We start from the raw sequence: 24,459 nt of genomic DNA on the forward strand, positions 1-24,459 counted from the left end.
AGTGGTCCACTGTGCTGGCTAGGGCAGCTGCGAGGCTGCTTTCGCGGGCATTTCCGACTATCTTTTGCTATGGCGGACTCTCGGTATCGTCCGCCCGGCCGGCTGGCTGCCGGCGACCGCCCCCAGTCGAACCCCACAGGCACTCCGACTCCATGTCCGACCAACTTCGCCAAACCATCTATCAAGCCCTGGCCGATATCCGCTTGATCGATCCCCACACGCATATCAACCCTCATGCCCCGGCGTCGGACACGTTGGCCGACGTCCTGGGCTACCACTACTACACCGAACTAGCTCATTCGGCGGGCATGCCGCGAGACTTGATCGAACAACCCGGGCTGGGACCGCGCGAGAAGGTCCAGCGTTTGGTCGGCGGCCTGGAACCGCTGGAGAACACGGTTCAGTACAGTTGGTTGATCGATATCTGCCGCCGCTTTTTCGGCTTCGACGGTGGCCGGCTGGACGGCGACAACTGGGAAGCGGTCTACGATGCGGCCGAGCAACAGATGCAGGTGGCCCAGTGGCCCGACATGGTGCTCGAGAGAAGCAACGTCGAAGCGGTCTTTCTGACCAACGATTTTGACGATGCCCTGAGCGGGTTTGATACGCGCAAGTACATTCCCTGCCTGCGGACCGATGACCTGGTATTCCACCTGGCCAAGCCCGAGGTCCGCGAGCGGCTGCAGGCGTCGAGCGGCGTCGAGGTCCGCGACCTGGGCAGCCTGCGAGCCGCCCTGGAACAGCGTTTCGATCATTTTGTCCGCCACGGCGCCCGAGCCTGCGCGATCTCGCTGCCGCCGGGCTTCGCCCCCGGGCCGGTCGCCGATGGCCGCGCGGCCACGGCCCTGGAAGCGGTGCTCCGCGACGGAGTGGCCGCCCAGGACGCGCACCGTGATGCCCTCGCCCGACGTGTGTTCTGGACCCTGGCCGAATTGTGCGACCACCACGGTTTGCCGTTCGATCTGATGATCGGCGTCAACCGCGGCGTGTATCCCGAGGGCGTCTACCAGGGCCAGGACCTGTACGACAGCCGCGTCTCGTTGATTCAGTACAAGCACCTGTTCAACGCCTTTCCCGACGTCAAGTTCCCGATCTCGGTGCTGGCCAGCGTCACCAACCAGGAACTGGTCAGTTACGCCTGGATCTTTCCCAACGTGATCACCAACGGCCACTGGTGGTACAGCAACACGCCCAGCTTTATCGAACGGGACGCCGCGGCGCGTCTGGAAGCCGTCCCCCAGACCAAACAGATCGGTTATTACAGCGATGCCTACAAGCTGGAATTCGTCGCCCCGAAATTCGACATGTATCGCCGCATCCTGGCCAAGGTGCTGTGCGAATCGTTCGTGATCGATCGCGGCTGGAGCGAAGAGCAAGCGATCGAGCTGGGCCACCGCGTGCTCCGCGGCAACGTCGAAACCATCTTCCCGGACCGCACGCCCGAACCGTCCGGCGACCCTTCGTCGGTGGCACCCCCGGCGGTCGAGTCGGCCGGAGGCGCGCCGGAAGGCCCCGCGCTCGCCGCCGGCAGCTCGGCGGTGGCGGGCGAGGAGGTGGCCGGCGTCCTGTGGCAACAAGCCCCCGAAACGCAAGCCCCCGAAACGCAAGCCCCCGAAACCCCGGCGGCCGAAACCGATGCGGCCGAAACCGAGCCGGCCGAAACCGAGCCGGCCGAAACGCAAGCGGCCGAAACCGAGCCGGCCGAGTTCGACTGGCAGGATCAAGCCGTCTCGGAGCAGCCCGTGGTCGGGCCGGTCACCGGCAGCGACGCGCCGTCCGCCGAGCGGGCGGACACGGCAAGCGACGATCCCCTGGCCGCTCCCTCGCTGGACCAGCTGGCCGCGGACGATTCCGCCCCCGATCCACTCGCCCCTCCCCAGCCGGAAACACCCCAGCTGGAAACACCCCAGCTGGAAACACCCGAGCTGGAAACACCCGAGCTGGAAACACCCGAGCTGGAAACACCGGCGGGGATCACCTTCGACGCCGAGCAGGAGCTGCTGGACGAGCAGGACGACGCCCAGCTGTGGAATGCTGCGGACGATCAGGACGATCTGCCGGATTACCAGACCACCGACATGGACGACTTGCCCACGGTGGTCGAGGACGCCGCTCCGCCGGCCAAGCGAACTCCGGAACAGGACCGGGAACAGACCCCCGCACCGGAAAACTCGTCGCTGGCCTTCGACCAACAGCAGGAGGACGCCGACGCCCAGGACGATTTCCAGCTGTGGGCCGACGACGAGGAGGAACTGCTGCTCGAACCGCTCGACCCCACGCCCCCAGAGACCTCCCTGCCGCATTTGGAGGAGTACGAACCGCTGAACGATTCGGGCACCTCCCTGTTCGATGAAGATTCCGGCGAAGGCGATGACGGCGAAGGCAGCGACCAGCCCTCGACCGACCAGCCGGAGAAACCGTAGCCGAACCAAGGAGGTAGCCGAAGTCGCCAGACTTTGGGCCCCGGCCGGCACCGGCTGCCGGAAGCGGCGACAGCCCCTTGCCGGCGGCGTGAGTCGATCGACTATGATTAGGCCATGGAAGTCTCACAAGAAATAGCCGATCGCGTTTTACACCTCGTCCACTCCCCCCAGTATCGCCCCAGCAAAGCCAAGCAGATTGCGGCCGCGCTGAAGCTCGACAAGGAAGAGGCGAGGGAGCTGAAACGGGTCTTAAAATGGTTGGCCGCCCGCGGGCAAATCGCCTACGCCGCCAACCACCTGGTGCTCAGTCCCGCCGTGGCCAGCGGCAACCCGGACGTGATCCGAGGCAGTTTTCGGCCCGCCGCCGGAGGCTTCGGATTCGTGCGTCCCAACAGCGGCGGCACCGAAACCGAACCACCGGACGACGTCTTTATTCCGCCCGGTGAAACGCTGGGCGCCATGTATGGCGACCTGGTCGAACTGCGCGTGCGAGGTCGCAACGACCGCCGAGGCAACGGCTTCGAAGGCTCGATCCTGGCAATCATCGAGCGGGCTCGGCGGCAGTTCACCGGCACCTTCCGCCGCGAAGACGGCCAGTCGGTGGTGTACCTCGACGGCGTCTACTTCGACGCCCCCGTCTCGGTCGGCGACGTTCGCGGGTTGCCGCTCAGCGATGACGACAAAGTCGTTGTGGAAATGGTCGAATACCCCGACGCTCAGGGCCTCGGCGGCGAAGCGGTGATCATGGAGGTGTTGGGCACCAGCAAGAACCCGGCGATCGACACCATCGCGATCATGCGGCAGTATGGGTTGCCCGAAGCGTTCCCAGAAAAAGTGATCGAGGAGGCCCGCGAGCAGGCCGACCGCTTTGACGATGCGGTGGTGCCCGGGGACCGTCGCGATTTGACCGACCTGCTGACGATCACGATCGACCCGCACGATGCGCGTGATTTCGACGACGCGATTTCTCTCCAGCACGAAGCCGGCCGCTGGACGCTGTGGGTTCACATCGCGGACGTCTCGGCCTTTGTGCCCCGCGGCGGGGCGGTCGACCAGGAAGCTCGGCAGCGGGCGACCAGCGTCTACCTGCCCGACCGCGTCATCCCGATGATCCCGGAAATCATCAGCAACCACTTGGCCAGCCTCCAACCCGAACGGATACGGCTGACCAAAACGGTCGAAATCGAGTTCCTCGACGACGGTACCGTCACCAGTACCGAGGTCTACAACGCGGCCATCCGCAGCGACCGCCGGCTGAACTACGAACAAGTCGATCGCTTCCTGGCCGACCCCGAGGCGTTTGCCCAGTCCTGGGGTCCCGAGGTGTGCGGCCTGGTCCGGCGGATGCACCAATTGGCCATGACGCTCCGGCGGCGGCGGATCGAAGGCGGTTCGCTGACCATGGACATGCCCGACATCAAGCTGGAACTGGACAAAGCCGGCAAGGTCAAAGGCGCAAACCTGGTGGTCAATACCGAGAGCCACCAGATCATCGAAGAGTTCATGCTGGCGGGCAATCAAGCGGTCGCCACCTGGCTGGACGACCTGGAGCTGAATTTCCTGCACCGGATCCATCCTCCGCCGGAACGCCGCAAACTGCGCCAGTTGGCCCAGTTCGTCAAAGACATCGGGATTCACGCCGGGCCTCTGGAAAGCCGCTTCGAGATCCAAAAAGTGCTCGATGCCGTCGCCGGAGGACCGCTGGACTATGCGGTGAATTTCGCCGTCCTGCGGGCGATGAACAAAGCCGTCTACGGTCCTCACCGCGATGGGCACTACGCCCTGGACATGCAGCATTACTGCCACTTCACCAGCCCGATCCGGCGCTATCCCGATCTGATGGTCCATCGGTTGGTGCAAAACGTCATCGACCAAAAGCCCACCCCGGACGACCCCTTCCCGGTCCTGCTCCGCGAAGGTCACCACTGCAGCGACCAGGAACGCAACGCCGAACGGGCCGAACGAGAATTAATTCTGCTGAAACTGCTGCACTACCTGAAGAAACATTTGGGCCAGCAGATGGAGGCGGTCATCAGCCGCGTTTATCCCGACGGCCTGTACGCCCGCTGCCTGAAATTGCCGGTCGAAGGATTTATTCCGATAACCGCCCTGCCCAAGGACAAATACCGCTACGAACGCCGCGGACAGGTGATCGAGGGCTTTCGAGAATTCAACCGCTTCCGGCTCGGCGACCGCCTGACCATCAAAATCGCGAAAGTGGATATTCGCGAACGGATCCTGTTCCTCGACGTGATTCGCAACCACACCGCTCACGCCGAAGGCAAACAGAACGGCGGCAAGAAAGGCAAAAGCAAACCGGCGAAACCGCGTTCCAAAGGCGAAGCCAAGGCCGCTAGGCGACAGAAAAGCAAAGCCACCAAACGCAAACGCGGCCGCCGCTAGGCTGATCCGCGAAATCTCGCAACACCACCGCGAGCCGCTCGGCAAATTATTGCGAAGAAAAACTGCCGGGGAGGGCCTACAGACCAACCCCCCTGCCGGCGGTAAAACCGGGAGGATTAGGCGGCTGATTCGGCCCAAATGTGGGCTGATGGGGTGGCCGAGACGAGCTGCTGACATCGTCTGTCACCACCTTCTCACACACATAGTGGTGAAGACCCACCCAAAAGAACGGGGGCCTTCATCTGAGGGCCCGGCCCCCCTCTAAAATCTTCGGCTTCCCGAAGTCTTCTTACCGATTTCAGTAACGTACTTTCTTTTAGCGTCGGATCGCATCCTGATCCGACGTGCTGGTACCGGAGCCGGTGCAGCGGGTCGCGGTTCGACCTCTGCCCTGCCCGGCCGCCATCGTCCAACGGTTTGTTCCTTTGTCTTTCGGCTCTACCAACGAACGTGTCATGACACTTTCCCTGCCCACGCACCTTCCCGTCGTCGACCACGATGAACTGCATCAACGGATGATGGGTAATGCGCTCCTGGCCGAACGGATGCTGAACAAGTTCGTCGCCACCGCTCCGGCGGAATGCGACCAGTTGGAATCGGCAATTCGCATCGGCGACAAATCCACGGTTACCTCTTTGGCCCATCGCCACAAAGGGACAGCCAAGACCTTGGCCACCCACCGCGTGGCCGCCGCAGCAAGTCATTTGGAAGAACGAGCCGCCACCGATAGCGTCTCCGAATTGCTCGCACTGCTCGAGGAACTCAGGCAGTTACACCAAGAGGTTCGCGACGTAGTCGGTGGCGAATCCACGTGCAGCGCACCAGAAAACGGGGCACAGCGTCCATGAACAGCACATCCAAATCGCTCCGCGTCTTGGTGGTCGACGACGACCCGATCGCCGCCGAAACCCTGGCCTACGCGATGTCCCAGTTTGGCTACTGCAGCGAGGTCGCCGGCGACGGGATCGAAGCTCTCAAGCACGTCCGCACCGGTCAGTTCGGGATCGTCATTTCGGATGTTGAAATGCCGCGCATGAACGGCATCGAGCTGTGCAAAGAAATTCGCGCGCGCAACGCCTGCGGCTATACCTACGTCATCCTGCTGACCGGGCGCAGCGACACCGACAGCATCGTCGAGGGCCTGGACGCGGGCGCGGATGATTACATCAGCAAACCGTTCCATCCGGCGGAGTTGCAGATGCGGATCCGGGCCGGCGAGCGGTTACTGATGCAGCAGAGCCGCGAGCTGATGATCTTTGCCATGGCCAAACTGGCCGACAGCCGTGACAACGAAACCGGCAGCCACCTGGAACGGATCCGCGAGTACTGCCGATTGTTGTGCGAAGAGCTGTCGACCTGGCCCCAGTATCAAGACGTCATCGACGGGATTTACATCCAATCGATCTACGAGACCAGTCCCTTGCACGACATCGGCAAGGTTGCGATTCCCGACCGCGTCCTGCTGAAACCGGGACGGCTGACGCCCGAGGAATTCGCGATCATGACCCAGCATGCCCAGATCGGGGGCGACACCCTGCGGGCGGTGGCCGAAGCGTATCCCGAAGCGGTGTTTTTGCGCATGGCCTATGAGATCGCCATGACGCACCACGAACGCTGGGACGGAACCGGATACCCGCGGGGCCTCAGCGGTGAAGACATTCCTTTGTCGGGACGCATCGTCGCGGTCGCCGACGTGTACGACGCCCTGACCAGCCAACGCGTTTACAAACCCGCTTACAGCCACGAGAAAGCCGTCCAGATCATTCGGGAAAGTTCGGGTTCGCACTTCGACCCGGCGGTCGTTCGCGCGTTTTTGATTTTGGAAGACAGATTCCGCGAGATCAATCGCGAACTGGGCGATGTCGTGGGTTACACGGCCGGGCCCTCGCATCTGCCCGGCACGGCCATCCGGATGGCTTGAACCGACGCGGGCGAGCCCCCGTTTCTCGCCCCCCACAGCATGACGCCCCATTCGCCTGATGCCGGTGAACGACATCCCGCGGATTCACATCCAATCGATTGCCACGGAAGGTAATACAGTGCGCTTCTCACAATGTTTTCTCGGGATGGTTCTGACCGTCCTGGTGCTCCAGCCGGTCCATGCAGCCGGCACCATCTCCAATGCGTTGGGCGCCCGTCAGGCTGGCCGCGGCGGCACCAACATCGCGATGTCCGACAACGGTGTCGTGCTGCTGGACAACGCCGCGGGCATGGAGCGATTGGTCGGACGCTGCGACCAGCACAGCTCCTATGTGGACTTCGGATTTGCCGCACTGTTCACGGACCTGTCCTATCGCGATGCCGAGAATCCGACGACCGCTGCCGCCGACAACCCTTCGGGACTGGGACACTTCATGCTGGCCCGCCGCGTCCACGAGGACGTGGTCTTTGGCTTCGGCGCTTTCACCCCTGCCGGCTTCGGTGCCGATTACGACCTGCGAGGCCCCGCCACCGTTCCCGGCCAGCACACCTACAAATCGTTCGGCGCTCTGATGCGCATCCTGCCGGGTCTGTCGGCCCGGTTGACCGACCGATTGACCGTCGGCGGCACGCTGGGTGTGGCGGTCAGCCACGTCGAACTGGAAGGTCCCTATCACGTCAACAGTGCCCCGCTGCGAGGCATGCCCACGGTGCTGGACCTGCAGACCACCGGCGCGGCCCTGAGCTGGTCGTGCGGACTGCAGTACGAACTGTCTCCCCGCACAACCTTGGGGGCGCGCTATCAGAGCGCCAATCGCTTCCGCTCCGACGGCCGAGCTTCGCTGGCGATCGCCCCGCTGGGTGTCAGTTACTACGATGTGGACGTGGCGATGACCTGGGCCAGTTCGGTCGGTCTGGGGTTGGCGCATCAACTGGACGATTGCCAGCGGATCAGCGTGGACCTGCAGTGGGAATTCTGGTCGTCGGCCTTTGACGAGGTGGGCCTGTCGTTTACCAATCCCGACAACCCCGTCTTCCTGGCGGCCGCCGGCCCACGCTTTGACGAAGCGTTCCCGCTGCACTGGGAAGATTCGGTCGTGGTTGGTTTGGGCTACGAGCGACGGTTGGCGGCGGGCCGCACGGTCCGCTGCGGCTACCGGTACCAGGACAACCCGCTGCCCGCGGCCACCACCACGACCTTTCTGCAAACCACGCTCGAACACCATTTCGCCGTGGGCTACGGCTGGCAGCACGCCGACTGGCAGTGGGACCTGGCCTACCAGTTTGCCTTCGCGCCGAAAGTCCACACCGGGACCAGCCTGTATCCCGGTGGCGACTTCTCTGCGGCCGACGTTCGCACCAACACCCACATGATCTTCTGTGGAGCGATGCGACGTTTCTAACGTCTGCGCGGTGCGGCGTTTTTCATTCGGCTCGGCGCGAACCGGCCGCGGCTCAGCGTTTGATCATTTCCATGATGACCACGTTCTCGTTGCGCTCGGCGATCACGCGGATTTCTCCGACGCTGGGTTGCTCGAGTTCGTCGGCCAGACGCAACATATCGCCACGGGTGCGGTAGATCAGATGCCAGTCCATGAACATCTCCATGTAACCGACATCGCGGATCTGAGGCAGGAAATTGGCCAGCACCAGCCGGCCGCCGGGACGGAGCGCATCGAACAGGCTGGCCGTCAGTCGCTGGGCCGTGTTATCGGCCAGGTAATCGTACAGCCCCGTGCTGTAGATCAAATCGAACTCGCCCAAGTCCATTCGCCCGGTCAGCAGACGTCGGACGTTGGTTTCTTGGGTTTCCACGCCATACGCGCCGTAATCGTTTTGGACCACCTGCAGGCTCTCCGCGTCGGCATCCATGGCGACAAACCGCTCAAAGCAGCCGCGGCGAATCGCTGTCGACACGCCGGCTTCGCGCAGGTGCCCCGAGGCGACGGCCAGGGCGTGTTGGCCGGGTGCTTGGCGGCCCAGGCGGTCCAGCAGTTCCGCGATGTAGCAGCGCCGCTCGCGGACCCCCGAGGAGGCCGGCGCGGCCGTGGTGTACTGGTAGATCGCGTCGCCCACGGCGGTTGCGCCCGGACGCGGCCAGTTCTCTTCACGACCATAGATGTAATCCATCATCACGGCGTCACCGGCGTAGCCGCGAGGCTTTTGGAACGCGCGGGAGGTGAACGGATCCTGATGCACCAGAGCCCGTACCGGGTGCTGACGCCCTTGGGCGATCATCTCCTGCCACACCGCCGGATCGGCCTCCGCACGAAGCGAACGCAAACCGCGGAACAGGGTATCGACCGCGGACTGCCACTGCACGGGATCGGCGTTTTCAATCGCCAACACCTCGTGCACCTGGTCCAAGAGGTCGTCCAGCCGCAGCGGACGAGTGCTGGTCGTCGCGGGCGACGAAGCCGCCGAGACAAGACGGTTTCGAACTTTGCTGCCGCTCGTCGTACGAGCTCGGCGCAGCCGGATGGAGTCGGTTTTGTGGGAGGAGACGCTGTGCATGATGGAGGGTGCCCCGGCAAGGAAAAGGAAAACGCCCGCCGCAAAAGGGGGGCGAAGCGTCGGCAGTTATTCCGATTTCCGGCTCGGCGTCAATCAACTCCACAAGACACCCCCGGCGGAAGGGGTTGGCAAAGCCGATCGATGGTATGACCAGCATCGATCAGGCAAAGTTTTTGCTCGCTCGCGGCGCGTTAACTCAGGCTGGCTCTGCGCCCGTCCCCGCTGGGCAGGGCTGCCCAAACCATACAGGCCGCCTTCAGACTTCCCCCAATATCGCTTTTTTTGCCGCGGCGAACCGTTCCTGGCACCCCCTCCTACCCCCTCGCATGGCGAGAGCACTGTGGTCCGAAAAACGGAAACGAATTTCTCTTTTTTGAACGTGGGGGGCGGGCGTACAGCGTTCAGGGTCCGTCCAGCGATTGCAAACCAGCCCTCCGCCTCGGCGCAACCGTTTTTATTGATAGGAACGGTTCGGTTCATCTGCGGATCGTCTTGGCCCGAGCAGGAGAATCGCCGACGGCCGCCGGGAGAAAGCGATATTTCAGGGTGCTGGAGCGGACCTCGTGTCGTGTACTGGGGTAGTACACAGGCCCCGCCCACTTAAACGTTTTCAGCCGCTGTCTGGTTCATGACCGCCGTCGTCGCCTCGATCGACTTGCAGGGATACCGCACCACCGCCGCGCCGCAGCGCAGCGGCAAGCTGCTGCTGTGCGCGGTGGAGTCGTTGGTCGATGGTCGAGCGGGGATCGCCCAGGTCGTCCGCGCGGCCGACTGCTCTGCGGCCGACTACCAGAGCGTTCGCGCCAGCTGGTTGGCAAATCGCAAGGACCAACCGCAAGGCAGCCTGCCCCAGTGGGATTTTTGGGAGTCCTCCGACCGCTTGGCCCGCGTCGTCGCCGTCCCCACGGGCACGCCGCTCAGCGAACAAATCTTCCGCCACCGCTTTTCGGTGGACGATACCATGCAGGTGGCCCTTTCGCTGCTGGAGTGCTTGGCGGACTGGCATCAACGGGGCCCCATCCATGGACGGTTGAGCGCCGAGAGCGTCCTTTGCGATCCGCGCAACCGCGTCCAGCTGGAAAGCCCGGTGGTGATGGCCCTGCGAGCTCCTCTGGACCTGGCCCGGATGGATGTGGCCGACGTCGCCTTCTGCTCGCCCGAGCAGAGCGGTTCGCTGAAACGGGATATCGGTCCGGCCGCGGATTTGTATTCGGTAGGCGTCTTGCTGTTCGGGATGCTGACCGGACGGCCGCCGCTAGAGGCGACCACGCCCAGCATGTACTTGAATCAACAGTTGTGTGCGGAACCCGCGCGACTGCGCGCCCAGGGCGTGATCGTCGGCCAAGTGCTGGAAGACATCATCGCGCGGTTGCTGCGCCGTGATCCGCAGGACCGGTATCAGAGTGCCTCGGCGCTGCTGCATGATTTAAAGAAAGCCAGTCACCTGGGCCATCTGCATACCGGTGCATCGGCGTTTCCGATCGGCACCCAAGACATCCGGCAACGTTTGGCCGAGGCCAACCTGATCGGCCGCCAACGAGAGCTACAGGAGCTGCAGACGTACGGGCCGGCCGTCCGAGACGGGGCGACGGGGTTCCTCAGCCTCGTCGGCCAGGACACGCATGCATGCCGCGGTCTGCTGGACGAAGTCGCCGTGCGCTGGCAACAAGACGGATTGAAGGTCTTGCGTGGCGGCGGCAGCGAGTCGCTGCATCCGCGCCCCTTGCAATCGCTCGAAAGCGTCATTCAGGGACTGGCCGAACACTGCCGGCAAGACCCTCACCTGGCTCGCCAACTGGCCGCCGAGCTGCGCATGCACGCCGAGATGCTGGGCCAGCTGTTTCCTCACTTGGCAGCGCAGTGGCCGCGTTCAGGCATTCCCGGGGGACCGGACGCCTACGCCAACCAACGCGCTCAACAAGCCATCGAAGCGTTGTTCATTGCGTTCGCCAAACTGTCCGGCGGTGCGATGTTTCTGTTCGACGGTTACGAACGTCTTGATCCGCTGACGCACCGCGTACTGAACTCCTTGGCCGAGCGGATCGAGAACCACGAATTAACGCATCTGTTGTGCGTTGTTTCGCGGGTCACGCCTCCGCCCCATGGCGGCACCACGCTACCGCTGCAGCCGCTGGCTGCCGAGGCCATGGCCGATCACCTGCAGTCAACCGCCGGGCAGATCGATCAGCAGGTCCAAGAGGCCGTCATCAAAGCCGCCCACGGCAGTCCGACCCACGCCTCGGCCATCCTGGCGCGCTTGATCGACTGCGGCGCGGTCGCGGCTTCGCCGACCGGTTGGCGGGAACAGCGCGGCCTGCGCGAAGCCTTGCAGGAGGACGAATCGATCGGGCAACTGCTCGAGCGGCAGATCGAATCGTTGACCGCCGACGCCAAGCAGACGCTGGCCGCGGCGGCCGTGACAGGCCGCGTGTTCAACCTCCGCATGCTGTGTCACGTCGCGGAAATCGAACACGCCGCCGCCCTCCAGGTCGCGACCGATGCCCTGCGGCGCGGGTTGCTGCAGCGCGAGGTGCGCACCGATGGTTTCCGCTTTGCCCACGACCAGCTCCACGCCGAACTGCGCCAGTCGTTGGCCGCCGATCATCGCCGCCGACTGCATCGCCGAGCCGCCTCCTACGTCCAGACGCATGACTGCGAAAACGCCATCGACCTGGCGCATCACTACTACCATGCGGACATGCTGCAGGAGGCGCTGCGTTACGCGTTGGCCGCCGCGAAGCTGGCGCGCGAGAAGTTCGACTTTCCCATCGCCATCGAACAGTTGGAAATCGCCAAACGCTGCACCGGCCTGGGCGATCGTCAGCTGAGCCTGCAGATTGCGGAAAGCCTGGGCGAGATCTACCTGTTGGTCGGTCGATACGACCGCGCCGATGCCTGTTTGCAGTTGGCGTTGGTCCTGGCCGACCAACCGCTGCAGCATGGTCGGACGCTGCAGCGGATCGGCGAATTGGCGTTTAAGCGCGGACGATTTGACGAGGCGGCGCGGCACTACGAACAAGCCTTGGTCGTGCTGGGAATCTGCGTCCCCCGGTCCGCCGTGGGCATGTTCCTGGGACTGGTGTGGCAGACGTTCCGCCAAAGTCTTCACAGTCTCTTGCCCGCCGACTGGGTCGCCCGTCAGGGTGCGCTGACGGCCACCGATCGCCTGCGTCTGGAACTGCTCAGCCAACTCTCTCGCGTGTACTGGTTCAGCCGCAATCGGCTATGGACCCTGGGCAACCACCTGCGCAGCTTGAACGAAGCGGAGACGTTCGCGCCGAGCAAGACCTTGGCCGCGTTCTACAGCGAGCACGGCCCGGTGATGAGCCTGTTGCGTTGGTTCGGCCGCGCCCACCGCTACCTCGATCGCTCCCTGACGATTCGCCGTCAACTGCAGGATGTTTGGGGCTGTGGGCAAACGATGCATTACAAAAGCGTCGTGCTGCTGGCCGAATGCCGTTTCGAAGAAGCCATCGCGACGACCGAAAAGGCGGTCGAACAACTCGGACAAACCGGCGACCTGTGGGAGATGAATATGGCGCGGTATCAGGGCGCCAACGCCCTGTACCGCCTGGGCCGGTTGGAGGAGGCCGTGGAGATGGCGGCCGCCATGCATCGCTCCGGCCGCCAGATAGGCGACGAACAGGCCACCGGGATCAGCCTGGATGTGTGGGCCCGCTGCGCCCCGGAAACCCTGCCCCTGGAACAGGTCGCCGACGAAGCGGCTCGCCACCGCGCCGACGCCCAAAGCAACGCTCAGACACAACTGGCGTTTGCCGTGATCCTGCTGCATCACGAGCGTTTCGACGAGGCCATCGACACGCTGAACGCGGCGATCCGCTGCACCGTCAAGGCCGGCCACCTGAACACCTATATTTCGCCCTGTTATGCGTGGCTGGCCACGGCCCTGCGGCACCGGTTCGAAGCGACCGATCGCCGTCATGGACGGCTCTGCCGGAAACGCTGGACCGAAGCGATGCGCGCGGCCCGGACCGCCCTGCGGATCGCTCGGGGGTTTCCCGCCGACCTGCCCCACGTCTATCGCGAACTGGCCATCCTCCGCGCCACGGCCGGCTGGCGGCGCCGCAGCCGACGGGCGGCCCTGGCCAGCATCGCAGCGGCCCGCTGCACGGGCCAGCCGCGGGACGAACTTGCCGCCCTGCGGTTGTTGGTCGAGCTGGCTCGGCAGGACGGCCAACGCCCTTCGGGCCGCGCCGACCTGAGACGCCTGCGCGAGCTGGAATGCCGTTTTGCATCGAACGACCCGGCGGCCGAATCGGCCGCCGCGGACGATTCGGCCAGCCTCTCGCTGGCCGACCGTTTCGCCACCGTGCTTCGCTCCGGTCGCCAAATCGCCCACGCGCTCTCGACCCAAGGCGTGCTGGCCGAAACCCGCGAAGCGGCCCAGCGTCTGCTGCACGGACAATGCGTGTATTTCCTGGCCGTCCAGAGGCCCCAAAGCACCACCCCAAGTGATACGATCAGCATCAAACCGCACCCCTTCTCCAGCGCCGACCCGGCCCTGGAAAACCATCTGCAGCGCTATCGCAGCCTGGTCCAACGGGCTGTCGAGATCGATGCCGCCGCCTGCACCGATGCGGCGGCCGCCAGAGCCACCCTCGGCGGTGGATGTGCCGTGGCGGCCCCGATCGCTGTCCGCGGGGAAACGACCGCGGCGCTGTTGGTCGTGCACGACGACCTGCCCGACCTGTTCGGCGAGGACGAACTGCGGATCGCCGGTTTCGTCACCACCCTGGCCGGGGCGGCTCTGGAAAACGCCGACGGGTTTGCCAAGCTGGAACAGTTAAATGCAACCCTCGAACAAAGGGTCCACGAACGCACCCAAGCGGCCGAACAACGAGCCCGCCAGTTGGCCCACAGCAACCAACAATTGCGCGCCATCGAAGACCAACTTCGCCAAGCCATCGCGCAGGCTCACTCCGCCAACCAAGCCAAAAGTCGCTTCCTGGCGACGATGAGTCACGAGATCCGCACGCCGCTCAACGGCATCCTCGGCATGACCCGGCTGGCCCAACAATCACCGGCCGACGCCCGCCAGGCGGACTACCTGGATACGCTGGAAGTCAGCGGGCAATCGCTGCTGAACCTGATCAACGACCTGCTGGACTTTTCCAAACTCGAAGCCGGCAAACTGGTCCTGGAACGCATCGCCGTGGACGTCCGAGCGCTGACGACCGAAACCCTTCGCCTGATGAATGCTTCGGCCCAGCAAAAAGGTGTGAAACTGGTTTGCGACGTCGATCCCGAAGTCCCCCGAGCTGTGCTGGGAGACCCTTCGCGGCTGCGCCAGGTGATCATGAACCTGCTGGGTAACGCCATCAAGTTCACCGCCGAAGGCTCGATCCGAATCGAGGTCCGGGTGGAGCCGCCGGAATCCGATTCGCCCGACGTCTCCTGGTGGACGCTTCGCGTTCAAGACACGGGAATCGGAATCGCCGAAGACAAACAGCAACAGGTCTTCGAGTCGTTCTCGCAGGCGGACAGCAGTACCACGCGTCAGTATGGCGGCACCGGATTGGGACTGGCCATCTGCCGGGAATTGGTCGAGATGATGGGCGGCACGATCACGCTGCACAGCCGCCTGCACCACGGCAGCACGTTCACCGTCCGACTGCCCCTGGAAACCGCCGAGAACGCGGCCGCGGCGGATGACGCCCCGCCTGAGGACGAACCGCCCCCCGCGCAACCGTCCGACAAGAAACCGTCCGACAAGAAACCGTCCGACAAGAAACCGTCCGACAAGAAACCGTCCGACAAGAAACCGTCCGACACAGGATCGTGTTCGCCGGCGGGAACCGCGGGGCTGCGGATCCTGGTCGCCGAGGATGGTTTGATCAATCAAGAAGTGATCGTCGGCACCTTGGAGATGCGTGGCTACGAGGTAATGGTCGCTCAGGACGGCCAGGAAGCCGTCGAAACGGTGCTTCGTACGCCCCCGGATCTCTGCCTGATGGACGTCGACATGCCCAATCTGGACGGCATCCAAGCCACCAAGGCCATCCGTCGGCGCGAAGCGGAAACGGACGCGCGTCGGCTGCCGATCATCGCCATGACCGCCCACAGCCAGGAACAGATTGCCGAGACCTGTCTGGAGGCTGGCATGGACGATCATCTGTCCAAACCGCTGAACCCCGACCAGTTATTTGAAACGATCGAGCGGTTCGCTCGGCACGCAACCTGACCGAGCAACCCACCCATCCAGCAAGGCGCAAGCACCCCTCACAGGGCCCCACCCCCTTGTTAATTCATCTTGTTTGCGAATAACTGTTGTTTTTACCGGAACTTCAGACGCGCTACTGCAATTAAGATAGCGGGAAAGACCGTTCGGCCTACCACAAAGTAGGCGTCGACAACATTGGCTGGTCTGGGCAATCGGCGGGGGCGGGCTGCGAAGCCAGTGCTTCTCCGTGGCAGAGCAGCGCATCAGAGGGGCATCGTTTCGTGGGCAAGCGAGATAGGGGGAGATCGAAATTGTTTTTATTGTTCGTTGTATCCAGATAGGAATAAGTATGAAACGTCGTCTTACGAATCGCTCCCAGAGAGGTTTTACGTTGGTGGAGCTGTTGGTGGTGATCGCCATCATCGGTGTGTTGGTCGGGCTGTTGCTGCCCGCAGTACAAGCGGCTCGGGAAGCCGCCCGGCGAATGTCTTGCTCCAACAATCTGAAACAGATTGGTCTGGCGACGCACAACTTCCACGACACCTACAACGCCATGCCTCCGCTGGTGAACCACTCCGGTGGCCCCACCTTCTTCTTCCATCTGTTGCCGTTCATCGAACAGCAGAATCTGTACGATTTGTACAACGGCGGCGCCAACGACGGCTCGAACTCGACCAGTCTCGAGCGGCACATGAACGAGAACTTCCGGATCATCAAGGCGGCGTTGGGCACCAATGCGGTCGGCGGGATCGAAGGCTACCACTGTCCCTCCTACCGCACCGCCGCCGTACGGACCAACGAAGTCGCTGGCGATGCTCGCCAGGAAGCGATGGGTCCCAAGGGCGACTACGCCGTCGTATTCACGCAGGGCCGAGGCGACAATCCGACCTTGGACTATTCGGGAACCGAGAACAGCTGGTGGGGGCACCACAACAGCACCAACAACGGTGACCGCAACCGCCAAAAAGGTGCGATCATCACCGCCAACGGTAGTGGCATGCCCAACACCTCGACGATCGGCGACAGTCGCCGCGCACAGGCCAGGATCAAAACTTCGTTCGCTTCGGTCGTCGACGGTTTGAGCAGCACGGCGATCGTGGGCGAGAAATTCTGGACGATCGGCGAATTTGATCGCAACTGCTGCAACGGCAACGAATCGGACGGCTCGGTGTTCGTGCAGGATGGCTCGTGGCGTGAATATATGGCCGCTCGCAACATGCGGTTCCCGCTTCGCACCGGCCCGGTCCAACGCGGCAACGACGATTGGCCCAACGTCAGCAACCAGGGTACTACCGCGGCCCGCTCCGGCGGCTTTGGCTCCTGGCACCCCGGCGTGGTTCAGTTCGCGATGGGCGACGGCTCGGTACAAGGCTTTACCGAAACGATGGACAACCAGATCCGCTTCCGCCTTGCGGACCGCGCCGACGGACAAGTCGTCCAGATGCCGTAGAGCCAATCGCTCGCGGGCCCCGGCACGTGCCGTGCAAAGGGTCCAACGTGCGAAGGGTCCAACATGTCCAATCAACGGCACGCTTTGGTCCTCACCAAACGTGCCGTTTTTTTGTCTTGCTCGCCGGCCGCATCCGCCGTTCGCATCTGGCGAATTTCGCGGCGGCCCGCGGCGCGTCCCCCCTTCAAGAAAATCGGATACCACTTTGATGAAGTTCCATTCCTGTTGTGTACTGTTGGCCCTTTCCTGCTTCGCCGTCCTGGGTTGTGGACCGGGCGGATCGGAAGTGTCGGGCACCGTCCTGGTCGGCGATCAACCCGCACCCCGCGGCACCGTGAACCTCGACGGCGAAGAAGGCTCCTACCGCGGTGGGATCGGAGAAGACGGGACCTTCACGATCGAGAACGTGCCCGAAGGATCCTATCAGGTCGCTGTCGCCGGGGTCCTGGACAAGGCCCCCGCCTCGGGAATGGGCGAGGACATGTACAACCAGTCGGGACCACCGCCCAAAAGCCTGATCGATCCCAAGTACTCCAGCCCGACGACCTCGGGTCTGACCCTCACCGTTCCCAGTGACACCTACGACCTGACGCTGGACCAGGCCAACTAAAGCAGCACGGCCGTCCCGGCCGTGAGAGAAACAAAGCAGCACGGCCGTCCCGGCCGTGGGCTTACTGGGCCGACACGATTTCCAGTTCGATCCGGCCGATCACGCTGAAGATCGGGTCCAGACATTCGTACTCGTTGCCGCTGGCCAGGTTCGTGGTCACCAGGGCGATGCGGCTGGCCGGAGCGAGCCCACCGAGTGTGGCATCGACCGGCAACCAGCCCTCGTCGACACGAGCGACGTTCCACATGTGGTACATCATCACCGCTTGGCCGTCGCGGGTGACGTAAGTCAATCCGGCCACCAAGCGGGTGGGGATTTCCATCCGCCGCAGGATCGCGGCCAGCAGCACGGCATGCTCGGTGCAGTCACCTTGCCCCTCGCGGGCGACCTGCGAAGCGGTGGCAAATCCTTGCGACAGGTCTTTACGGCGGATGTACTGGTGCACAAATCCGGTCGCCTGCAACACTTTCTCTCGCGGGCTTCGCTCCGGCCCCGCCTCGAGCGCTTGCACCATCCGGGCCAGCCGCGGGTCCTGATGGTCGATCACAGGCCCCGCCGCGGTGTCCGAGTCCTCGACCGGCGGCAGCGGCGCGTTGCGGTCCAGGCCCGCTCGGACGGTGATCAATAGGGACTGCTGGTCCTCGGCCGGTTGAAGCCTTTGACCCGCCGCCGGTTCCAGCCTCGGCACCGCTGCGCCCGCGGCCATCGTCAGACGAAAGGTCACCTGCGAGGCCTTCTCGGGCGAGGCCAAGGGAACACGACCGGTCAGGGGAATCGTGCCGATGTCCAGCACATCTTTGGTAGGCGAAGCGGTTGCCGTGGCCGTGGCCTGGTCGGTCCGATAAGCCGTCAGATCCATCGCCGGCGTGTAAGCTTTCAACGTGTGGCCTTGGGAGTCGATCCACAGGTAGGATTCCAATTCGGCTCCGCCGGCCAGTTGCAGCCGACTGTGAATCTCGGTCAACCGCTGAGACTGGCCGCCGAGCATCGGTACGGCCACTTCGGCCGTGGCCCGCAGATCGTAACGGCCGATGCGATACTGCACCGGCAACAGGGCTTCGATCCGCCGCCGCTGGCCCACCGCCAAGGGCTGCTGCCGCAGCGACTGCTGCACGCCCAACAGTCCCCAGTAGTGTTCCTTCCAGGCGATCGTGTCGGTGCTGCGTTCGTCGCCGCGAATCCGCTCCATCCGCAGCTCTCCTTCGCTGCGGGTGCCCTCGACGCGCGTCACATCGGCTCCGCTGTGCGTTTCGGCTTCGAACGACTGCAGACGGCCTCGCGCGTCCTGCACGCAGCGATGCGTGACCTGATTGACCAACGTTTCCTCCCCCCGCCGCAGCGTCATCCGGTCGTGCATGTGCAGCACCGTACCGCCGCCGGGCTGCGATTCGGCGCGGACGTGGGAATAACCGATGTGCTCGCCGGCCATGTAATACGCGTCCCACGCCTCCCAGGGCGTCCTCTGGCCAGCCTGCGGCCCGACGGGCTGCGGCCCCCCGGCCGCGTTGTTCGCCGCCTCGTCGGCCGGCAGGTCGTTTTGCTCGGCCGCAGCGCCGGCGACCGCTGCGTCCCCGCCGCGAACCGCCTCCGGCGGCGGCGCGGAGATCGCATCGAGTTCCTTCACCAAGGCGTCGTTGGTTTCGCCGGCGACCGGCGGCCTGGGCGGCGGGTCACAGCCGCCGGACAAGGTCACAGCCAGGGCCGCGTTCAAGCATAAAACCACGCGAAAACCAAGCGGAGAGCGACAGCACATCGGGCAACCAGCATCCGGGCGTTTGAAGAGAACAAATCGAAACTTCGATGGCAGAGCCGTACCCGCCCGATTATATCGATCACGCCCGATATTGACGATTGCGTCGAGAATGCGGCCCAGAAATCCTCAGAATAAACCCGAACCTTTCGCCGCGTCCGCAGTCGGGGCGCGGGGTGACCTAGCCTTCAAGCATACGGAGCACAAAGAGCCTTGGCCGTCATGGCCATTAACATTTATCTAGTGAGACCAAAGCGAATGGGCTTCCTGAAACGCATCCTCAGAAGTACCGGTCCCGAAGGCACCGCGGCAGCCGAACATGCCGACAGTTTCGGACGGTTGAGCGATGAAGAATTACAGACGCATATGGGCATCGATCGCTACGACGCATTCGATCTGACCGCGGCGATCCGTCCTTCCTACGACCTGCAGATCATCCCCCGGCAGGGCTTCCGTCACGATGAATATCGCGACGATGCCAGCGGGGCGGTCGTCCCCGTCCTGATGGCTTCGGCCACGCGGAACATCCTGATGGATCTGTTCCTCGACCTGATCGATCCGCTCGGACCGGTCGTCGACGTGGTGCTGGAAACCAGCCATCACGCCACCGGCGGACACCAGGACCTGTACCGCGAGCACATCGACCTGCCGGTGCTGAAGAGCACGCTGCTGGAGTTCGAGGACATGCTGCTGAACGATGGCTGCACGGGCATTGCGATCGTCAATCCCCAGCGTCAACAGGAAGTCCAGTTCGATGAGCACAAGATGCTGATCGCCTACGGTGCACCGCTCGATCGCTTCGAAAAAATCCTGATCGACGCCGACGTGTATCCCGATCCCAAGCTGCAGTTTCTGACCGAAGCCGAGCACGTGCACAGCAGCAGCGAACGCTACCTCCGCGAGTTCGATGTCCTCAAGTCACGCCTGGGGATGGATTCGGAGTGGTCGTAGGCGGTCGTTGGTTGACCCGGCCGTAGCCGAACTCGCCAGAGTTTGGGCGTTGCTCGTGGGCGGGGCCCGCAACCGTAGAGGCGTCAATTGCAAATTGCAAATTGCAAAATCTCAATTTCAAATTTGCTGACTCTAACGGAATCTATGTATGAGAAGAATCGTTTTCTCCCCTCTCCCCCGAAGCCTGGCGAGCCTAAGCGAGCCAGGCTTCGGGGGAGAGGGGTTGGGGGTGAGGGGGACCAGCAGAGCAGCACCACTTCCGTATTTCACTGCGGTGCGGGAATCGGAAAGGCGTACGCAAACAGTCATTGCGTTGCACCCGAGCCCCCTCACCCCCGGCCCCTCTCCCACCACTGCTTCACTCGCTGACGCTCGCGGCGCAGCGGGGGAGAGGGGAGAAAACTTTGTCTTCTACCGCTCTGAGCCATACATAGAATCCGTCAGAGTCAGTCAATTTCAAATTTGCAATGTTCAATTTGCAATTTGCAATTTGCAATCCCCACGCCCACCAAGGCCGAGCGACTTCAAGTCTCAGGGCGCAAGCTCAAATCTTTCCCTTCCCAAAGTCTGGCGACTTCGGCTACGGGCCGGTGGGCCGATATAAGCGGTGCGAGTCGATATACGCTTCGACCGCTCGTGGGGTTTGAAACCGGATCGTACGGCCCTCGGCGACGCGCCGCCGCAGATCGCTGCTGGACATCTCGATCAGGGGCATGCGGATCTCGGCCGCTCGGCACCGGGCGATCGTCTCGGCATCGGCTAGCGACGCCAACACGCCATAGTCCAGCGGCGGCTGGCCTCCTCGCCGCACCACCGCCAGGGTGGCCAGTCGCAGCAGCCGCTCGGGCCGATGCCACTGTGGCAGCGACGCCAGCGAGTCGGCTCCGACAACTAAAAACCACTCGGCCGACGGCTCCCCGTCGCGCAGCTCCTGCAGCGTATCGACGGTGTAGCTGACGCCGCCGCGGCGCAGTTCGCGATCGTCGACGACCAGACAGTCGGTCCCGCCGGTGGCCAAGCGCAGCATCTCCAGCCGCTCGGAGGCCGCCGCGTGGGTTCCGGGCGGTTTCAGCGGCGACTGGGCGGCCGGGATCATGCGGACGTGATCCAGATGCAACTGCTCCCAGGCCCGCAGGGCGATCAACAAGTGTCCGTGGTGCACCGGATCAAAAGAGCCGCCGAAAATGCCGATTCGCATGGTTTGAGCCGATTGCGCAAAAGGTGAAAGGACCAGACGTGTCACGCCCGGCGGCGATACTGATCGCTGCACAGGGACTTCACTTGTTCAGGATCCGGCGGATATGTTGTCACATAGCCAAGACGTTCAACACCCCACGTTCTCACCACTGGAAGCGTTACCGATCATGCCTTCCGGGCCCCCTCAGTCCGACGACGACGAGCGTCAGGCGGAGCTGTTCGACACCCAGCCACCGCCCTGGGAGTTGGTCGCGGAGAACGAAACCGAAGCGGCTGCGGTGGTGTTTTCGGAAAACCCGTTTGGCCCTTTTCACTACAAAATCCCCGCCGAATTACTGGGCGTCGTGCGGCCGGGAATGCGGCTGCGAGTTCCGCTGGGCAAGGGAAACCGCGCGGTCGTCGGCTGGTGTGTCGCCGTGGAAACCACCAATGTGCCGCCGCGCAGCCTGAAGGACATCCTCGAACCCTGCGACGAGGAACCGCTGTGCGACGACAAACTGATCAAGCTGGTGCTGTGGATGAGTCACTACTACCAGGCGCCGGCGGGCCAGGTCTTTGATGCGTTGATTCCGGCCGGGGTGCGAGCCGGCGCGGGAACGCGTCAGCAGATCTTCCTCACTCCCTCCGCCCGGGCTCTGGACGACGCCCAGGTGGACCCGCTGCCGGCCAAACAGCGCAGCGCCCTGCGGCACCTGATCGCCGCGGCGCGGCCACTGACCGCCGCCCAACTGGCCTCGCTGGCCGAGTGCACCGAGGCTCCGATCCGGCAGCTCCGCAAGAAAGGCTTCCTCGCCGCCCAGGCGCGGCGGGTGCTGACCGCCACCGGTCCGCTGCACTCGGTGCGCGACCGCAGCGCCGTGGAAATCCCGGAATTGACCGCACCGCAAGCCGCCGCACTGGCATCGATCACCGCCGCGATCGACAGCAACGCCCAGCGGACGCTGGTCCTGCACGGCGTGACCGGCAGCGGCAAAACCGAAGTCTACATCCAGGCCATCGAGGCGGTGGTGCGGCAGGGCAAACAGGCCATCGTGCTGGTGCCCGAAATCAGCCTGACGCCCCAGACCCGCCATCGCTTCCAGGATCGCTTCGACGACGTGGCGGTGCTGCACAGCCAGATGAGCGGCGTCGAACGGCACTTTCACTGGCAACGCATTCGCAGCGGTCAGGTGCAGGTCGTCGTCGGCGCTCGCAGCGCCGTGTTCGCCCCGCTGCCGAACCTGGGCTTGATCGTCCTGGACGAGGAACACGACGCCTCGTTCAAACAGGATTCGGTGCCTCGCTACCACGCCCGCCGGGTGGCCTTTGTGCGCAGCCAGATCGAGAACATCCCGCTGGTGCTGGGCAGCGCCACGCCGTCGCTGGAAACCTGGTACGCCACCGAAACCGGGCACGCGGAATTAATTCAGTTGAACCAGCGGATCGCGGGCCGACCGATGCCGCACGTGCAACTGGTCGACCTCCGCACCCCCGGCGAACGCGTCGGTGGCGGAGCGATCAGCCGTCCCCTGCACAACGCCGTCCGCGAAACCCTGGCCGAACAGGGACAGGTGATTTTGCTGCTGAACCGCCGCGGGTTTGCCACCACGATCCAGTGCCCCTCCTGCGGCCACGTGGTTGCGTGCCCGGAATGCGACATGCCGCTGACGCACCACCGCGACGGCGGCAAAGCGGTCTGCCACTACTGCGATTACCAGATCCCCACCCCGCCCTGGTGCCCGGTCTGCAAGTTCGACGGCATCCGCTACAGCGGCCTGGGCACCCAGCGTTTGGAGGTCGAAGTCAAAGCCAGGTTCCCCGACGCCAAGATCGCGCGGATGGACAGCGACACGATGCGGCGGCCGGGCAGCCACGAACGAGTGCTCGGCCAATTTCGCAGCGGCGAACTGCAGATTCTGCTCGGCACCCAGATGATCGCCAAAGGGTTGGACTTTCCCAACGTGCTGTTGGTGGGCGTGATCAACGCCGACAGTGCCCTGCACTTCCCGGATTTCCGGGCCGCCGAGCGGACGTTCCAGTTGGTCACCCAGGTGGCCGGCCGCACCGGTCGCGGCAACCGTGGCGGCCGTGTGATCGTACAAACGTTTACGCCGGAGCACCCGGCGATCCAGGCCGCATCCCAACACGACTACCACCGCTTCGCCGAAACCGAAATGCTGCAGCGGCGCAAGTACGCCTACCCGCCGCTGGGCAGCGTGGCCCGGATCATCATCCGCGGACCGCTGGAAGAGACGACCGAAGCGTTTGCCGATACGATCGTCGAGCGGCTGGAGCTGAGCCGAGACAAATTAAAGTCCGAGGTTCGGATTCTGGGGCCGGCGCCGCCGCCGATCGCCAAGCTCCGCGGCAAGTACCGCTTTCACATCCTGCTGCAAGCCGCCGATGCGACGAGCCTGGGCGAAACCATTCGCCGCGCGGTCGACAATCTGAAACCCGCCGGCAAAGAAGACATCCAGTTCGTCATCGACATCGATCCGCTGGACATGCTTTAGTAGCACGGCTCTCCGAGCCGTGACGGACCTCGCGCGTACCAGCAGCGGAACTACAAACCACCGATTCCCACCAGAATCGCCGTACAGATCGCGACGCCAGCGATTATCACAGCGACGCCAACGCCGACCGACAACCCGAAGTTGATCAACATGTCGGACCACCACGCGTGGCGGCAGGGACGCAGCAGGAACAGCAGCGGGGCGGGAAAGAAGGGCGACATCAGAATCAACGCGACGAACAGCGGCGCTCCCTGCGCCAGCCAGACAAAGAATCCCAGCATCACCAACACGCCGATCGTAATGCCCAAGACCCGATTGACATCCTGACTGTGCTGGTTGATCTCGCCTCGAACCTTGGGCAACTGCTCGGGTACCGTCACGCTGCCGACCGGTTGGTAGGGATTGACCAACTCACCCGAACCGACCTCCCCCGAACCGACCTCACCCGAACCGGCGCCGATATCGGCAGGCCCCCTCGCCTCATCTTGCCGGGGTGAATTTGGATCAGACATCGTCGCGAGCCCTCCTGGAAGCTCGTCGCGCGACGGTCACTCGCCGCACGCGATGG

14 protein-coding genes are annotated in these 24,459 nt (G+C 63.8%); 10 read left to right on the forward strand and 4 right to left on the reverse strand.

Annotated elements, in window-relative coordinates; translation table 11 throughout:
• The first annotated feature begins 152 nt into the window (after window positions 1-152).
• From GE027_RS07740 to GE027_RS07760, 5 genes are all read left to right on the forward strand, one after another.
• A complete protein-coding gene (locus GE027_RS07740) occupies window positions 153-2,423 on the forward strand; it encodes a glucuronate isomerase (RefSeq protein WP_202617354.1) in 2,271 nt (756 codons plus the stop codon).
• 114 nt (window positions 2,424-2,537) lie between these two features.
• A complete protein-coding gene (locus GE027_RS07745; RefSeq protein WP_153556615.1) occupies window positions 2,538-4,826 on the forward strand; it encodes a ribonuclease R family protein in 2,289 nt (762 codons plus the stop codon).
• 455 nt (window positions 4,827-5,281) lie between these two features.
• On the forward strand, window positions 5,282-5,674 hold the full coding sequence (locus tag GE027_RS07750; protein WP_153556616.1) for an Hpt domain-containing protein: 393 nt from the start codon (window positions 5,282-5,284) through the stop codon (window positions 5,672-5,674).
• Window positions 5,671-6,747 (forward strand): HD domain-containing phosphohydrolase, encoded by a 1,077-nt coding sequence (locus GE027_RS07755; RefSeq protein ID WP_153556617.1) that lies wholly within the window; start codon window positions 5,671-5,673, stop codon window positions 6,745-6,747. Before GE027_RS07750 ends, GE027_RS07755 begins: the two co-directional genes overlap by 4 nt.
• A 118-nt stretch (window positions 6,748-6,865) precedes the next feature.
• A complete protein-coding gene (locus tag GE027_RS07760) occupies window positions 6,866-8,149 on the forward strand; it encodes an OmpP1/FadL family transporter (RefSeq protein WP_162006619.1) in 1,284 nt (427 codons plus the stop codon).
• A gap of 52 nt (window positions 8,150-8,201) precedes the next feature.
• On the opposite strand, the gene GE027_RS07765 is transcribed toward GE027_RS07760, so the two are convergent.
• Window positions 8,202-9,260 carry a class I SAM-dependent methyltransferase gene (locus GE027_RS07765; RefSeq protein WP_153556619.1) on the reverse strand — a complete coding sequence of 353 codons (1,059 nt, stop codon included), beginning with the start codon at window positions 9,258-9,260 and terminating at the stop codon, window positions 8,202-8,204.
• Window positions 9,261-9,888: 628 nt separating this feature from the next.
• Here GE027_RS07765 and GE027_RS07770 point away from each other — a divergent pair.
• The 3 genes from GE027_RS07770 to GE027_RS07780 all read left to right on the forward strand — a co-directional run bounded on the left by GE027_RS07770 (window position 9,889) and on the right by GE027_RS07780 (window position 17,501).
• Entirely contained in the window at window positions 9,889-15,462 is a 5,574-nt protein-coding gene (locus GE027_RS07770) for a hybrid sensor histidine kinase/response regulator (protein WP_153556620.1), read from the forward strand.
• 328 nt (window positions 15,463-15,790) lie between these two features.
• A complete protein-coding gene (locus GE027_RS07775) occupies window positions 15,791-16,891 on the forward strand; it encodes a DUF1559 domain-containing protein (protein WP_153556621.1) in 1,101 nt (366 codons plus the stop codon).
• A 208-nt stretch (window positions 16,892-17,099) separates the two neighbouring features.
• Complete coding sequence (locus tag GE027_RS07780) at window positions 17,100-17,501, forward strand: peptidase associated/transthyretin-like domain-containing protein (protein ID WP_153556622.1); 402 nt, start codon at window positions 17,100-17,102, stop codon at window positions 17,499-17,501.
• 61 nt (window positions 17,502-17,562) lie between these two features.
• Here GE027_RS07780 and GE027_RS07785 read toward each other — a convergent pair whose 3' ends face one another.
• Window positions 17,563-19,254: a transglutaminase-like domain-containing protein gene (locus GE027_RS07785; protein WP_153556623.1), complete on the reverse strand. Its 1,692-nt coding sequence runs from the start codon at window positions 19,252-19,254 to the stop codon at window positions 17,563-17,565.
• A 255-nt stretch (window positions 19,255-19,509) separates the two neighbouring features.
• Here GE027_RS07785 and GE027_RS07790 point away from each other — a divergent pair, with 255 nt between their 5' ends.
• Entirely contained in the window at window positions 19,510-20,202 is a 693-nt protein-coding gene (locus GE027_RS07790) for a hypothetical protein (RefSeq protein WP_153556624.1), read from the forward strand.
• A 580-nt stretch (window positions 20,203-20,782) separates the two neighbouring features.
• Here the strand turns inward: GE027_RS07790 and nadD are convergent.
• The gene (gene nadD / locus GE027_RS07795) at window positions 20,783-21,400 is read right to left on the reverse strand and encodes a nicotinate-nucleotide adenylyltransferase (RefSeq protein WP_153556625.1); all 618 of its coding nucleotides are present in this window, start codon (window positions 21,398-21,400) and stop codon (window positions 20,783-20,785) included.
• A 103-nt stretch (window positions 21,401-21,503) separates the two neighbouring features.
• Between nadD and priA the strand changes: the two genes are divergently transcribed.
• Window positions 21,504-23,891 carry a replication restart helicase PriA gene (gene priA, locus GE027_RS07800; protein WP_390621574.1) on the forward strand — a complete coding sequence of 796 codons (2,388 nt, stop codon included), beginning with the start codon at window positions 21,504-21,506 and terminating at the stop codon, window positions 23,889-23,891.
• 50 nt (window positions 23,892-23,941) lie between these two features.
• On the opposite strand, the gene GE027_RS07805 is transcribed toward priA, so the two are convergent.
• Window positions 23,942-24,403: a hypothetical protein gene (locus GE027_RS07805; protein WP_153556626.1), complete on the reverse strand. Its 462-nt coding sequence runs from the start codon at window positions 24,401-24,403 to the stop codon at window positions 23,942-23,944.
• Between the last annotated feature and the right edge of the window lie 56 nt (window positions 24,404-24,459).

Source organism: Roseimaritima sediminicola (assembly GCF_009618275.1).
Taxonomy (GTDB): Bacteria; Planctomycetota; Planctomycetia; order Pirellulales; family Pirellulaceae; genus Roseimaritima; species Roseimaritima sediminicola.

Excerpts from the sequence above, each read along its gene's own strand:
- GE027_RS07740 (WP_202617354.1), top strand. The coding sequence starts at position 153 with ATGTCCGACCAACTTCGCCAAACCATCTATCAAGCCCTGGCCGATATC.
- GE027_RS07745 (WP_153556615.1), top strand. The coding sequence starts at position 2,538 with ATGGAAGTCTCACAAGAAATAGCCGATCGCGTTTTACACCTCGTCCAC.
- GE027_RS07750 (WP_153556616.1), top strand. The coding sequence starts at position 5,282 with ATGACACTTTCCCTGCCCACGCACCTTCCCGTCGTCGACCACGATGAA.
- GE027_RS07755 (WP_153556617.1), top strand. The coding sequence starts at position 5,671 with ATGAACAGCACATCCAAATCGCTCCGCGTCTTGGTGGTCGACGACGAC.
- GE027_RS07765 (WP_153556619.1), bottom strand. The coding sequence starts at position 9,260 with ATGCACAGCGTCTCCTCCCACAAAACCGACTCCATCCGGCTGCGCCGA.
- GE027_RS07770 (WP_153556620.1), top strand. The coding sequence starts at position 9,889 with ATGACCGCCGTCGTCGCCTCGATCGACTTGCAGGGATACCGCACCACC.
- GE027_RS07775 (WP_153556621.1), top strand. The coding sequence starts at position 15,791 with ATGAAACGTCGTCTTACGAATCGCTCCCAGAGAGGTTTTACGTTGGTG.
- GE027_RS07780 (WP_153556622.1), top strand. The coding sequence starts at position 17,100 with ATGAAGTTCCATTCCTGTTGTGTACTGTTGGCCCTTTCCTGCTTCGCC.
- GE027_RS07785 (WP_153556623.1), bottom strand. The coding sequence starts at position 19,254 with ATGTGCTGTCGCTCTCCGCTTGGTTTTCGCGTGGTTTTATGCTTGAAC.
- GE027_RS07790 (WP_153556624.1), top strand. The coding sequence starts at position 19,510 with ATGGGCTTCCTGAAACGCATCCTCAGAAGTACCGGTCCCGAAGGCACC.
- nadD (WP_153556625.1), bottom strand. The coding sequence starts at position 21,400 with ATGCGAATCGGCATTTTCGGCGGCTCTTTTGATCCGGTGCACCACGGA.
- priA (WP_390621574.1), top strand. The coding sequence starts at position 21,504 with ATGTTGTCACATAGCCAAGACGTTCAACACCCCACGTTCTCACCACTG.
- GE027_RS07805 (WP_153556626.1), bottom strand. The coding sequence starts at position 24,403 with ATGTCTGATCCAAATTCACCCCGGCAAGATGAGGCGAGGGGGCCTGCC.